At 42.6% G+C, this 14,157-nt stretch carries 12 protein-coding genes and 1 tRNA gene; 3 read left to right on the forward strand and 10 right to left on the reverse strand.

The annotated features are described in order from the left end of the window. Nucleotides 1–5 precede the first annotated feature (5 nt). Nucleotides 6–1,415 (forward strand): polysaccharide deacetylase family protein, encoded by a 1,410-nt coding sequence (locus NSU13_RS15895; protein WP_070326043.1) that lies wholly within the window; start codon nt 6–8, stop codon nt 1,413–1,415. Between the two features lie 216 nt (nt 1,416–1,631). Here NSU13_RS15895 and abc-f read toward each other — a convergent pair whose 3' ends face one another. The 8 genes from abc-f to NSU13_RS15935 form a co-directional block, all read right to left on the reverse strand. Continuing rightward, nucleotides 1,632–3,191, reverse strand: coding sequence for an ABC-F type ribosomal protection protein (gene abc-f, locus NSU13_RS15900; protein ID WP_342489623.1), 1,560 nt, complete (start codon nt 3,189–3,191; stop codon nt 1,632–1,634). Nucleotides 3,192–3,524: 333 nt separating this feature from the next. Beyond that, entirely contained in the window at nt 3,525–4,295 is a 771-nt protein-coding gene (locus NSU13_RS15905) for a dipeptide/oligopeptide/nickel ABC transporter ATP-binding protein (protein ID WP_061110113.1), read from the reverse strand. Beyond that, nucleotides 4,289–5,107, reverse strand: coding sequence for an ABC transporter ATP-binding protein (locus tag NSU13_RS15910; protein WP_046313123.1), 819 nt, complete (start codon nt 5,105–5,107; stop codon nt 4,289–4,291). Before NSU13_RS15910 ends, NSU13_RS15905 begins: the two co-directional genes overlap by 7 nt. Next, nucleotides 5,070–5,957: a nickel/cobalt ABC transporter permease gene (gene opp1C, locus NSU13_RS15915; protein ID WP_034281011.1), complete on the reverse strand. Its 888-nt coding sequence runs from the start codon at nt 5,955–5,957 to the stop codon at nt 5,070–5,072. The genes NSU13_RS15910 and opp1C overlap by 38 nt, the downstream gene beginning before the upstream one ends. A gap of 5 nt (nt 5,958–5,962) precedes the next feature. Then, entirely contained in the window at nt 5,963–6,892 is a 930-nt protein-coding gene (gene opp1B, locus NSU13_RS15920; RefSeq protein ID WP_034281013.1) for a nickel/cobalt ABC transporter permease, read from the reverse strand. Nucleotides 6,893–6,907: 15 nt separating this feature from the next. Continuing rightward, nucleotides 6,908–8,548, reverse strand: a complete 1,641-nt coding sequence (gene nikA, locus NSU13_RS15925; RefSeq protein ID WP_034281015.1) for a nickel ABC transporter substrate-binding protein — start codon at nt 8,546–8,548, stop codon at nt 6,908–6,910. A 119-nt stretch (nt 8,549–8,667) separates the two neighbouring features. Continuing rightward, nucleotides 8,668–9,837 (reverse strand): macrolide family glycosyltransferase, encoded by a 1,170-nt coding sequence (locus NSU13_RS15930; protein ID WP_070326049.1) that lies wholly within the window; start codon nt 9,835–9,837, stop codon nt 8,668–8,670. 617 nt (nt 9,838–10,454) lie between these two features. After that, nucleotides 10,455–10,530, reverse strand: a tRNA-Arg gene (locus NSU13_RS15935). Nucleotides 10,531–10,783: 253 nt separating this feature from the next. Between NSU13_RS15935 and clpP the strand changes: the two genes are divergently transcribed. Continuing rightward, a complete protein-coding gene (gene clpP / locus NSU13_RS15940) occupies nt 10,784–11,380 on the forward strand; it encodes an ATP-dependent Clp endopeptidase proteolytic subunit ClpP (RefSeq protein WP_024427684.1) in 597 nt (198 codons plus the stop codon). Nucleotides 11,381–11,437: 57 nt separating this feature from the next. Here clpP and NSU13_RS15945 read toward each other — a convergent pair whose 3' ends face one another. Then, a complete protein-coding gene (locus NSU13_RS15945; protein ID WP_034281020.1) occupies nt 11,438–12,016 on the reverse strand; it encodes a TIGR00730 family Rossman fold protein in 579 nt (192 codons plus the stop codon). A gap of 137 nt (nt 12,017–12,153) precedes the next feature. On the opposite strand from NSU13_RS15945, the gene NSU13_RS15950 reads away from it, so the two are divergent. Continuing rightward, nucleotides 12,154–12,495, forward strand: a complete 342-nt coding sequence (locus NSU13_RS15950; RefSeq protein ID WP_034281021.1) for a MazG-like family protein — start codon at nt 12,154–12,156, stop codon at nt 12,493–12,495. Nucleotides 12,496–12,521: 26 nt separating this feature from the next. Here NSU13_RS15950 and NSU13_RS15955 read toward each other — a convergent pair whose 3' ends face one another. Beyond that, nucleotides 12,522–14,144 (reverse strand): SulP family inorganic anion transporter, encoded by a 1,623-nt coding sequence (locus NSU13_RS15955; RefSeq protein ID WP_034281022.1) that lies wholly within the window; start codon nt 14,142–14,144, stop codon nt 12,522–12,524. Nucleotides 14,145–14,157: the final 13 nt, after the last annotated feature.

Consider the following 14,157-nt stretch of genomic DNA (forward strand, 5'->3'; position numbering starts at 1 on the left):
AAGTTGTGTCAGTAAAGGGAAAATGGAGTATCGTCCTATTTGCGCTTGCAGTCGTCATTGGAGCAGTTGCTTTCTTTCAAAATCAACAAGCAAGCGGTACAGAGAAAAAAAATGTAAAGCAGGATACGAACTATAAAGACGTAGAAATTGTCACTCTCGTAAATGACGGGAAATTTATGAGATATGCAGTCAACTATCCTCTTTTTCATCAAAAAGAGCTAGATGACAAGATTCAAAGCTATGCCAATTCAGCATTAGAGCATTTCAAAAAAACATTCAGTGAAGCAAAGGATATTGATGAAAATAAACGCTATGAACTGAATATTGATTATGAAATGGTGCATTATGCGAAGCAGTCTGCTGCCATTCGCTTTACGACCTATACGTATACTGGCCAGCAAAGTGGAACCACCAATCATCTCACGATTAACTTTGATTTTCAGAAAAAAACCTTTCTTGACACCAAAGATTTATTTCTGCCTAAAACCAATTATTTAAAGAAATTATCCTATATTACATATACAGAGCTTCGGAAGGACAAAACCTTATCTAAGGATCAGCCTCTCCTTCAGAAAGGAACAGCCCCTGATGCTCAAAACTTCAGTCAATTTGCCTTGAAAGACAAATATGTAGAATTTTATTTCCCTGCATCTCAAGTAGCCGCAGAGGATCTTGGTCCGCAAACACTCGCAATCAAAAAGACATTGCTGAAGGACATATTAAAGCCAAAATATATGGATAAACTCAAAAATAAAAATGAAATGAAAGAACCGAATCCAAAAAGAAAAGCCGTCAAGCTGCCGCAAAAATCAAAGCTTGACCCGAATAAAAAAGCCATCGCACTCACATTTGATGATGGACCGAATCCAGCGACAACCTCAAAAATTTTAGATGCGCTGAAGGCAAATAAAGGACATGCTACCTTTTTCGTATTAGGCAGCAGGGTGCAATATTATCCTGGAATGCTTGCCGATATTTTAAAAGGCGGGAATGAGATCGGAAACCATTCCTACAATCACCCTTTATTAACAAGACTGCCTTTAGAAGAAGCGGTGAAACAAGTGAAGGACACCCAGCAGCTGATTGAGAAAGCGAGCGGATATACACCTACGCACTTTAGACCACCATATGGCGGTACAAATCAAGATATCAATCATGCAATTGGGATGAAGGTCACTTTGTGGGATGTTGATCCTGAGGATTGGAAAATCCGCAACAGCCAGCAGATCACAAACCGCGTTCTCTCACATGCAGCCGATGGCAGAACAGTGTTAATGCACGATATTTATGAAAGCTCAGCCCAAGCAGCCGTAAAGATCATCCATGAACTCACCAAACAAGGCTACCAGCTCGTCACAGTGAGTGAACTTGAACAATTAAAAAAAGAACGACATGAACAAACCCCTGTAGAGTAAAAAGGGGTCTCAGATTGTTGACAAAGGGCTAAAATGATCTTTATTTTAGCCCTTTGTCTTCTTTTCAGCGTGATGGAAAACCTTTGAAGTCTAGGAAGGACGAGTACCGGAGCGGAGCGAATTGTACATTCGTGAGCACCGGCACGCAGGACTGACAAAGAATGCGAGGGTTTGTCCGCGCGCTGAAACCCCTGTAGAGTAAACAGGGGTTTTCTTTTATGACTCCAAAGACTTTTTTTGTTTCAATAATGCTTGAAATGTCTCTTCAAGCTCTTGCGACGGCTCAATACTTAAACGGCTGAGCACTTCAGACAGCTGCATATCAATTAACAGAAGCTCCTCTTCTCTATTTGTCACAGCTGGTTTTTCTTCCTTTTGTTTATAGGCTTCATATGTGCCGTCAAATGCTTCAATACGTTCCTCATGAATATGGAAAATACGAGTGGCAACCTCTTCAATCAGCCTGCGATCGTGGGAAACAAACACAACGGTACCTGGGTAATCCTTCAATAGACCTTCAAGTGCTTCAACTGCCGCCAGATCTAAAAAGTTCGTCGGTTCATCCAGCATGAGAACATTGGCATCACTGACGAGTAAGGACGCAAGCATCGTCTTCACCCGTTCTCCCCCGCTTAATACCTCAACAGGCTTGTGCACATCATCCCCTTTAAATCCTAGTCTCGCCAAAACCGTTCGAACCACTGTCTCATCTTGAACCGCCTCTTTGAGCGCATTTTGTAAAATCGATTCATTTGCCTTCAGTCCTGAAAGATCCTGACGAAAATAGGCTAGCTTGACAGCCTCTGAACGAGTAACTCCGGGGTGTCCATTCACTAACATGCGGAGAAATGTCGTTTTGCCGCTCCCGTTCTTTCCGATAATGGCAACCTTGTCTCCACCCCTCACTTCCACATTCGCCTGCTTCCAAAGCACTTTATCGCCCGCCTTGCCATCTACATTTTCCACTCGCAAAATGGTACGGCTTGCTACTTCCTTCATCGTATGCTGAGACATTTGAATCGGCTGAATGTCCTTTACCCTCTCCACCTTTTCTAATTTCTCCATCCTTGTTTCAATGGATTTGGCTGTTTTTTGCAGCTTTTTTTGCTTATTTGCATAGTAGGGCTTTGCAATTTTAGGCCCTGAGGATTTCACCTTTTGGGAGGGCTTTGTCGCTTTGTCCGCCTTTTTCTTTTTCTTTTCCAGTGCATGCTCTAACTGTTTTTTCTTTTGTGTATAGGCTTCATACGCTTCCACCTGCTGACGATGTGCCAGCTCTTTTTGCTGTGCAAAATGTGTGTAATTGCCTTTGTAATGATGAAGCTTCCCATGATCCAGCTCCCAAATCTCCGTACATATTGCATCTAAAAAAGCACGATCATGTGAAACAACAATGAGAGCTCCTTGATAATGACGCAGCTTATCTTCCAGCCACTCAATATGCTCCGTATCCAAATGAGTGGTCGGTTCATCTGCTAATAAAAGGGCAGACGGCCGGCTTAATGCTCTTTCAATATAAGTCTGGGTCATTTCACCGCCACTCTGTCTGCCGTCTCCTTGTTTCAATTGAGGAAGCAGCGTACAGACCGCTGTGGCGGCAACCGTGCCGCTGTCTGGTGTTTCCTGCCCCGCCAGCACATGCAATAAAGTCGTTTTTCCGCTGCCATTTGTCCCTACAAGACCAATGCGATCACCTTGATGGATGGCGAGCTCCTCAATATCAAATAACAAGCGATCTTTTCGAAATACCTTTAACTGATTGGCTTTTAATAACATCCAATCCTCTCCTTTCATATTCAGGAGACATGAAAAAGCCTCCCATTCTCAGAATAGGAGGCAAAATGGTGTACAAAAATAAGCGGATTGATCCAGTATGGAGTGCTGTTCCTATTTGAACACACACATCCCGCGTATCAATCACTTCATTTTTTGATTCCCAAGCTGTACCATCCTATTCCGAAGCTAAAAAATGAAAACGCAGCAAACATGGCAAACGGATCGTTTGCTCACTGCCTTCGTTCGTTCATTTTGCTTACAGGTCATAGGATTAGTACTTCATTGCATTGGGTCACCCTTCCGTCGTTTGTTACGTATACGATAAAAGATTGGTTATTTTTTGTCAAGCTGAAATGGCATAAGTGAGTCAATTAACTGGAGTGTAAATGGATGGGACACTTCAAACAGTTCGTCCTTTTTGCATTCTTCCACTAGGCTTCCTTCATGTAAAAATAGGAGGCGGTCACATAGATACACCGCTGCTTCTACATCATGAGTAATGAGAAGCATGGTCATGTCTAACTCTTGTTTTAATGTCTCAAGCAGCTCCAATATTTGTACTTGAACAGAGACATCCAGTGAGCTCAAGACTTCATCTAGTATGAGAATGGCTGGATGCGTCGATATGGCTCGTGCGATGCACACTCGCTGGAGCTGACCGCCGCTTAGCTGATGAGCATATTGATTCAGTACAGACGAGGGCAGCCTGACTTGCTCAAGTAATGACAAAACCTTCTGATCCAGATTCTGATTCTGCTTTAACAAACGCATCGGCTCTGCTATGATCTCTTTCACGGTAAAGGAAGGATGAACAGAAGATAGATAATCTTGAAAGACAACACTCATTTTCCCCCGATTCACCCTCCGCCATTTGTCAGCTGTCATACCATCAATCTGTACCTCTCCTCCATCTATTTTTTCTAAACCGAGCAGGATACGTGCCAATGTACTTTTGCCACTGCCGCTCTCACCGACTAATCCGGCACATTGTCCTTTTTCGATTTGAAACGAAACATTTGATATGCGGTCTTTTGGTTTCTTTTGTTTTGAAAAAAGACCTTTCTTCTCACCGTGTTTGACTAGATCGATAGCTGTGATCAACATGGAAACGCCTCCACTCTCTTCTGCTGCCGCAGTGCTTCAGTAGGGGCAGATAATCGAAGCCTCGTCTCAAGTAAATGCTTTGTTTGGGGATGCTCGGGTGATGTGAACACTTCCTTGGCTGACCCATGCTCAAGCATTACTCCTTGGTGCATAACCATCAATTCATCAGCGATTTCCTGAACGATGCCTAGATCATGCGTTATGACGATTAAGGTAACACCCGTTTCTTCCTTTAAACTGTGTAATTGTCTGATGACTTCACGCCGATTAAAGGCATCAAGTGATGCAGTTGGCTCGTCTGCAATGATCACATCTGGAGAAAGCATCATCGTGATGCCAATCATCACACGCTGAAGCATTCCTCCAGACAGTTCATACGGATATTTTTTCATCAAATCATATGGATTTTTTAAATGGACACGTGTAAGCCCAGCCATAGCATGTGCTTTCCCTTCTTTCCCTCGTAAGCCCAAATGCTGCTGAAATGTTTCCACCATTTGATGACCAATCGTTTCGATAGGGTTGAATGCATTCATGACATCCTGTGAGATGAAACCTATTCGTTTCCCCCGCCATTGATGCGCTTCTTGATTTGTTAATGTTTTGCCGTCAAAAATGATCGTTCCTTCCACTTCTAGCGAAGGAGCGACAAGATCAATTAACGCTTTGGCGACAGTTGATTTTCCACTGCCACTTTCCCCAATGATGGCTAAACAGCGTTGTTGATGTAAAGAAAATGTGATATTCGTCACTATATTCTTTTGCTGCTGTGGATCATGTACGGACAGATTTTTTACGGCGATTAAAGGCAAATGGCCTCACCCCTTTCTTTCTGGTATGATGCATGGCAGGATTCGCGGCATGCTGAAGGCTGTCTCCTAAAAAGCTCAACGCCATGACCACAAACAAGATGGCAAGTCCAGGCGCAAGCATATGAGCTGGATGTGTCACCATGACATTCTTCGCCTCGTTGAGCATCATGCCCCATTCTGGTGTAGGTGCACTCACACCTAATCCAAGAAAAGACAGTGCTGATATATTTAAGATCACCCAGCCCGCATCAAGTGTCGCAAAAACAGCCATTTCTCCTGAGATGCGAGGAAATAGATGTCTCCTCAATATGTAAAGGGGTTTGCCGCCTGTCACCTTTGCAAATTGAACAGAAGGTTCATTCGCATATTGAAGGACAGACGACCGAATCATTCTTGTATACCAGGCCCATTTCGCTAGGACATTGGCCAAAATAATATTGAATAGTCCAGGTCCGAGTATTCCCACAACCGCAAGAATCATCACCTCTGCTGGAAAGGACAGCATGACATCACACAGCCTCATCAAAACCCCATCCACCTTTCCTCGAAAGAAGCCTGCCATGAGTCCAAGTGCGCTGCCAATGAGCATCGTGATACACATCGTCAGCATAGCCGCAAGCATTGTTGTCCGAATGCCATATAAAAGCCGCGATAATACACATCTCCCCAGATGATCCGTTCCGAGTGGGTAAGTAAGACTGATACCGGCATATTTTTGAAGAATGTTCGTATTTGTTGGGTCATGTGGTGCTAACATTGGAGCAAACAGTCCAGCTAATGCGACAAGCGCTAACAGCCAGATTGAAAGAATCGCCATACGGTCTTTTCTTAATTGATGCCACCCTATCATTGTTGTCATACCTCCTTTCGCAATTGCGGATTCATGGTCATTTGCATCATATCAGCGATGAGATTGCACATAACAAACAGGAACCCCATCACAAACAAATAGGCTTGAATAATAGGGAAGTCAGCATGGAAAATAGCCGTTACACACAACCGGCCAACCCCTGGCCAAGCAAAAAGGTTCTCAATAATGACGGTTCCCGCAATGAGCTTTGGAATAGACATGCCAAGTGCTGTTACCGCTAATTGCAGGGCATGCCTCATGACTTTCAGTTGAACGGTTCGTTCCTTTAAACCACGTGCTCTTGCATAAAAAACAAAGGGCTCGTGCTGAAATTTTAGAATTTGATTACGTATGAGTCTCACATAGGTCGATAAGTAGCCTAATGATAATGTGACAGCTGGAAGAAGAATCGATTTGAACCCTTCCATTCCACTCGTATTAACCCAATTGAATTTGACAGAAAAAAGCCAAATCAACAAAATTCCCAGCCAAAAACTAGGCATTGAAGCGGCGATAAACACAAAGGCTCTCAATAAACGGTCCACCCAAGTGTGAGCAGCATATGCACAGATCCCCCCGAACAATAAACTGAGCACTATGATAAAAAAGAGCGCTGCTCCTGCAAGCTGCAATGTCGCAGGCAGCGCCTCCATGATAAGATCAAAAACGGGCTCCTGCGTGACATAGCTCCTGCCAAAATCACCTGTTAATCCATTTTTAAGCCATGTCGCATATCGGATGAAAAATGGCTGGTCTAAGCCTAACTCCTGCCGCATCGATTCAATCATTTCTTCTGTTGGAGTGACTTGATTCACCCGCAAAGCGACCTCTGCTGGATCACTTGCCCGCATCGTCAGCAGTACAAAAGCAAAGAAGGTGATGAAGATCATAAGCGGGAAAAGCATCATTATTCGTTTTAAGAGATAGCGAGTCATGTCTCTACCTCCGTTTTATGACGCAAAATACATACGGTCAAATGGGATTTCATACTGAGACACATGAAAACCTACGCCTTTCAGGCGCTTATTATAAACAGCCTTTGTCACAGAATAAGAGATTGGGAGGTAGACATTTTCATCATGGATATACGTTAATATTTCTTGATACATTTGTTTCCGCTTTTGCTCATCTGGTTCTACTAATACTTCCGTAATCGTCTCGTCCAGCCACTTTTTCTTTTTCAGTCCTAATTGAGCTTGATAATCAGCATGGGATGCTACACGGAATGAAGAGACATAAGTTTGTGGATCATAAGGAAGCCCCCAAGACAGCGAGTACATCAGATCGAACTTTCCTGTTTTTTGGCGATCTAAGAATGCCTGTTTTTCTTCTCCTCTAATATCCAGCTTGATCCCCACCTGCTTGAAGTCTTGTTGAATCGATTCACTGATCGTTCTTTCCCCTGCATTATCGGAATTATAGTAAATAGCCACACTCAGCAGTTTGCCATTTTTATAGCGATACCCGTCTTCTTTCATCCTCCAGCCTGCCTCATCCAATATTGCCTCTGCTTTCTTCTTTTGATAAGTTTTCTTTTTCAGTGGAATATCTGCGTAAGGGACAGAAGGAGCAAGCAATGTGTGTGCCACCTTTTCCGTTCCATTTAAAATGCCTTCAGTGATCATGTCCTTTTGAATGGCGTATTGAAAAGCTTCTCTTATTTTCGGATCTTTTGTGATTGTCTGGTTTGAATTAATCACAATCGATCTTGAACCAACAGGAGGGCTCATGGTGACACCATATTGCCCTGCTTCTTTTAAAGCCTGGAATGAGTCTCCATCAATCATGTCACCATCTGCTCCAAATAAAAGATCAATCTCTCCTTTTTGAAGCGCAAGTAAGATGGTTTGGTGATCCGGCATGACTTTCCATTTCACAGTTGAAATTTTCGGCTTTTGCCCCCAATAGTGGTCATTCATTTCAAAAACGGCATATTGATTTTTCTTATGTTCCTTTAGTACATAAGGACCTGTACCTGCATAGCTTTTAACTCCTTTTGCAGTCGTTCCATCAATGAAGCTTTTTGGAGAAATAAAACGGAAGGGGCGTGTTAAGCCCAGCTCTTCTAACGTAGGATAATAAGGCTCTTTCAACGTGAGAACAAATGTATCGTCATCTACCGCCTTTGTGGATTTGATTTCAGATACGAGATTAAGCCAAGCGTTCTTTTCAATATTTTTGACGACAGCATCAATATTCAATTTCACTGCCTTTGCATTAAAAGGCTCACCATCTGAAAAAGTCACACCTTTTCGAAGATGAAAGGTGTAGGTCCTTCCATCCTTTGATATGTCCCAGCTTTTCGCTAAGGCAGGCTGAACGCCCTTCTCTGTATTGACGACAAGCGATTCAAACACCATATTTTGAGCAGCCATCTCTCCACCGTATAGATGGGGATTGATGTCCCTGATATCTTTTGTACTTGCATACACGAGCTCATCTTCTTCTCTATCATTGCTGGAAGATGCTTTGTTTTCAGAGCATGATGCCAATAAAAAACAAGCCATCACTGAAAACAGCATCAAGGTGTATGTCACATAGGGATGCCTTTTCTCATATTTCTTTTTTATGTAAACAGGTTGATCCTTCATATGTACTTCCCCCAATTCAACATTATCGTAATCATTACGATTATTAATCGAAATGATTACGAATTGAATATTAGCATACAGAAATGGGAAATACAACGTCTTTTCATAAAAAAACAGACTCATGATTGAGTCTGTTTCGCTTGTATAAATTGGTCGATCACCTTTAATGCTTTTTCTGTTCCACCTGCCGCTTGGAAGCTTTCTTCAATTTTCTCAATCCCCGCACGGTACGTGTCACTGCCTAAAACCTTCTCAACAGTTTCTCTTAGCTGCTTTGGTGTCAGCTGATCTTTATCAAGTGTACAGGCAGCAGATAATTCGGTCAGTCTTTGTGCCACCATCGGCTGATCTTTATCGACTGGAATGACAACCATCGGAACGTGGTAATGAATACCTTCATTGACACTATTCATCCCGCCGTGCGTTATAAACACATCTGTCAGTTCGAGCACTTCAAGCTGCGGCACATAAGGCTCGATCAGAAAATGAGCAGGCGCCTCTTTTAAGAGAGAACGATCTACTTTTTCACCTGTTGCGATAATCACTTTTCCGTCAAAGTCTTCGAAAGCATCTATACACATATTAAAAAATGCTTCTGTATCCCCAAGAACGGTGCCCATGGAAATGAAAACGACTTTTTCTTGCTCAAGTGCTTCCAGCGGGAAATCATGCTGGTCGGCTCTTTTTAGAAAGCTCGGTCCAATGAAAACAAACGAATCGTTCAATGAATCAACAGAAGGCTGGAAATATTCACTTGTATAGACGATATTCAGTTCTCCACGGTTTTTCATAAATTGCATCAAACGCGTTGGCTGAACGCCAAAACGCTCTTGTATTTTTTCTAACAGATGATCGGCTTTCTCATCCTTTCTGTATAGCGGTGTATCAAAATGCGCCTCTTGCAGCACAAAAGATGGGTTGGAACCGATGCTTGGAATGTGCAAATAATCTCGAACAAGCTCCCCTGCCCCAAACATATCAAAATAGACCAAATCAAATGAATGCTTCTCAGAAAGTGTTTCCACCACCTCTAAAATATCATAGGATGTTTGCAGCATGGCATGAAAGAACGGCTGCATAGAATCTAAATCTCCTTCTTCCACATGTAATGTCCGAATATAGTCTGGATGTATATGTACGTGAGCGCCTAAGCGTTTGATTCGTTCCTCATAATGTACAGTTGTGACCGCATGCACTTCATCGCCTCGATCAGCCCATGCTTTAATCATTCCTAACATAGGGTTCACATGTCCTTCAGCTGGAAACGTAATCAATAAAATCTTCGCCACAAGAAATTCCTCCTCATTGTCAATTCCCTTCCATGTTAATCATATACAGCAAGCCGGCTCAACAAATACGCCTGAAAAGGGAAAAAATGAGGCTTACGTCCAGTATTTCATGGAGGGACATGAACATAACGCCTTCTCATGAGCAAACATCCAATATAACCCGTTATTATTTATTTTTGTATAATTAGTCATAATATTATTTTCAGCTTCATATTGGAGGGATATTTTGTGAAAGACTTGGAGAAATACAGTTATTTAATCATCATTCTTTGTCTGGCAGCAATGATTGTGACAAATTTCACCGTGAATGACAATACAATAAAAAATACTGTATCAGTGATCGGAAGTATCATCGTTCTTCTAACAATTATACCTGCGGCTATTTACAGGAAAGGCCAGAAAGGCAGGTAACTCCTTTATAGCAATAACCCCCATTCTTATGTTAAGAGTGGGGGTTATTTTATTATATTCGGATAGATGTTGCTGGCATGCAATCAGATCATTTTTTCACTTCCCTCACCCTAGTGAACGATAAACCCGAATGAAAACAAAAAAACCTCTCTCCATATGAAGAGGGGTTCATGAAAGACCTTTAACATCGTAAGCAAGGTCAAGTACGCGCTCGGAGGGATTCGAACCCCCGGCAGACGTGGTACCGGAAACCACCGCTCTATCCAACTGAGCTACGAGCGCACGATATGTTTTTTGAACGTCAGCATATCAAATTATAAGGGAAATGCTGCAAGAAAGCAATGATTAATCATTCGTCTTGATGATGTATTTTCTTCTTTTGGATACATAGAATAATATGCTGGTTTGAAGTGGAATGATTTTGGGGAAAATGGATAGGGGTATTTGAATTTAGGTCAGCGTTTTGTTTGACCTTTATTGACCAAAAATGTATCATTGAATTACATACTTACCTAAAAGGTGAAGGAGGAACATTATGAATTTAATACCTACAGTCATTGAGCAAACAAATCGTGGGGAAAGAGCTTACGACATTTATTCTCGTCTTTTAAAAGACCGTATTATCATGCTTGGTTCTGCGATCGATGACAATGTTGCCAACTCCATCGTGTCACAGCTGCTTTTCTTAGAAGCTGAAGATCCAGAAAAAGATATTTCTATCTACATTAACAGCCCTGGCGGTTCAATTACAGCTGGTATGGCCATTTACGATACGATGCAATTTATTAAACCAAAGGTATCAACTATTTGTATTGGTATGGCTGCATCTATGGGTGCGTTCCTGCTTGCTGCTGGTGAAAAAGGTAAGCGTTATGCTCTTCCAAACAGTGAAGTCATGATTCACCAACCACTCGGCGGTGCCCAAGGTCAAGCAACTGAAATTGAAATTGCGGCAAAACGAATCCTTTCTTTACGCGATAAACTGAACCAAGTACTTGCTGAACGTACTGGTCAGCCAATTGAAGTCATTGAGCGCGATACAGATCGTGACAACTTCAAAACAGCGGAAGAAGCACTTCAATACGGACTCATTGACAAAGTCTTGACCCGTAATACAGAAGACCAAAAATAATCATCACAACACAAACCGTCTGTTCCTGAACAGACGGTTTTTTGTTTTCATCATACTTTAAGACAGCTCCGTCCATTTCTGCTGAAGAGACGGTGTTTGATAAGAAGCCATCTGCGTGATTAGTTCCTCCGGTTCACTCGAAGCATGTAACAATTGAAGGTGTGATTCATTCGAAAACCCTTCCTGTACACTGAATTTCACCATGTCTATGAGCGGATTGAAGTAGTCATTCACTTGATACAATCCAATCGGCTTTTGATGGATGCCGATTTGTGCCCAGCACAGCACCTCAAATAATTCTTCATATGTACCAAAGCCGCCTGGCATCGCAATAAACCCATCGGCCAGCTCGCTCATTTTCGCTTTTCGTTCATGCATGCCTGTTACCTCAATTAGCTCTGTCAGCTCGTGATGCACGACTTCTCCTCTAAAAAGTCCCTTAGGCATGACCCCGATCACTTGCCCGCCATGTCTCATGACCTCATCGGCAATCGCGCCCATTAACCCAATACGCGATCCGCCGTAAACAAGACGAATGCCCTGCTTCGCCATATAAGCACCCAGCTCTACAGCCTTTTGTTTGTAGACATCATTTACACCTGGATTCGAACCAGCAAACACACAAATCGTTTTCATCAAAACAGCTCCATCTCTCTCTATGATTTCTTCACCCACTCATTCTACTATAATGATTTGTAAAGAAACAGCCGTTTCTTCTATATATAGTGTAAAATCAAAAGAGTGAACACCATATAAGGAGCTGTATAGAGAGAATGCAAACAACTGAGATGGAGAAGTGGATCAAGGATTTTTATCAAACGAGAAACTGGACAGAATACGGACCGTTTATCCGGTTAGGCTTCTTAATGGAAGAAACGGGAGAACTCGCTCGCGCTGTTAGAGCAATAGAAATCGGACGAGACCGGCCTGATGAGCAGAGACAGGAATCATCTGAGCTTAAGAAAGAACTCATTGAAGAAATGGGAGATGTTTTAGCAAATCTCCTCATTTTAGCGGATCAATATGATGTCACAGTAGAAGAGGTCTTCAGCGCTCATCAACAAAAACTCAACAAACGCTTTTCTGGAGAAAAAGAGCCAGTAAAAAACACGTGACCAAGCTGTCACGTGTTTTTTACGCCTTAAAGATGCTGTGGTGAGATGTCATCCGTTCGTTCAAAGAAATGCTGTTTTCCGATATGATGGAATAGACCCGTTCGATGCAAAAGCTCCTTAGGCTGTGATTGAAGTCCAACGATCATCAGCTTTCCATTATGATGCTTTAACCGATTGGAGATATTCATTAGAACCGCTTCTGCCGATGTGTCCATATAATTGACTTTATTCATAAGCAGAATGAGCGTTTTCGGTTTTGTTTGGACATGATCCAATATCGAATTTTCTAATGAATCTGTTGTTCCGAAAAAGAGCGGCCCTTCAATGGAATACATACTGATCCCTTTCTCCTCTGTCTGTTTTTCTAAAGCAGCTGCTGTTTCCATTTGAGGAACAGCGACATTGGTATGAATATTGGTCGTCTGGCTCATTTTTTTGATAAAGGCGATAAACGCTAAAATGAGACCAGCAGTGACGCCAATAATCAAATCACCGATGACTGTGAGCAGGAAGGTCACGACCAGTACAAGCGAATCAGCATTTTTCACTTTCAAAATATTGATAAACTCTTTTCTCTCACTCATATTCCAAGCAACAAACATTAAAATCGGTGCCATTGCAGCAAGTGGAATCATCGACGCATACGGCGCAAATACCATTAAGATCAGCAAGACGACAACGCCATGCACCACACCAGAAATCGGACTTGCCCCGCCATTTTTTATGTTCGTGGCCGTTCGGGCAATAGCTCCCGTCGCTGGAATTCCTCCGAAAAGCGGTGCCGCCATATTGGCAATTCCTTGCCCCACAAGCTCTTTATTGCTGTCATGCTTAGAGCCTTTCATATTATCAGCGACCATTGCGGATAAAATCGATTCCACGCCGCCTAAAAGCGCAATGACAATTGCTGGAGGCAGGAGGTATATCATTTTTTCAATCGTCAATTCAGGAAAAGCGAAGGTTGGCAGCTGACGAGGGATTTCACCATATGCAGAGCCAATCGTTTCAACTTGTCCTTGAAAAAAGAGAACGGCTAGAAACGTAGAAGCCAATAGACCTAATAGAGCACCAGGTATTTTGGGAATGTATTTTTGTGCCGCCAAAATCACGATGAGCCCGATGACGGCTGTGATGATGGCGAGACTGTTTGAGGTCCCAAGATGGACCACGATTTCTCTCATATTGAGGAAAAAGCTTTCATGTTTTTCAACACCCTTTAATCCGAGGAAGTTGGCAATCTGTCCTGAAAAAATAATGACAGCAATGCCAGCAGTAAAACCGATGATAACCGGACGAGGAATAAATTTCATGAGCTTTCCTAGTTTGAATATTCCGAATAATACAAGCATACAGCCTGCCATAAAACCGGCAATGAGCAAGTTTTCAATACCGTACTGGCTGACGATCCCGAATAAAATGGGAACAAACGCCCCGGTCGGCCCGCCGATCTGATACTTTGAACCACCAAACAATGAAATCAAAATGCCGGCAACGATGACTGTATATAATCCATATTCTGGTCCGACACCAGATGCTATGGCAAATGCCATGCCTAAAGGAATTGCCACAACCCCCACGACAAGCCCAGCGATTAAATCGCGTCTAAACTTTGATGAATTGTACCCTTCAAATCTTCCATAAAAACGCATGGTATGTGTTGGC

Origin of the sequence: Bacillus sp. FSL M8-0049 (genome assembly GCF_038593355.1) — a bacterium.
GTDB classification, from domain to species: Bacteria; Bacillota; Bacilli; order Bacillales; family Bacillaceae; genus Bacillus; species Bacillus safensis.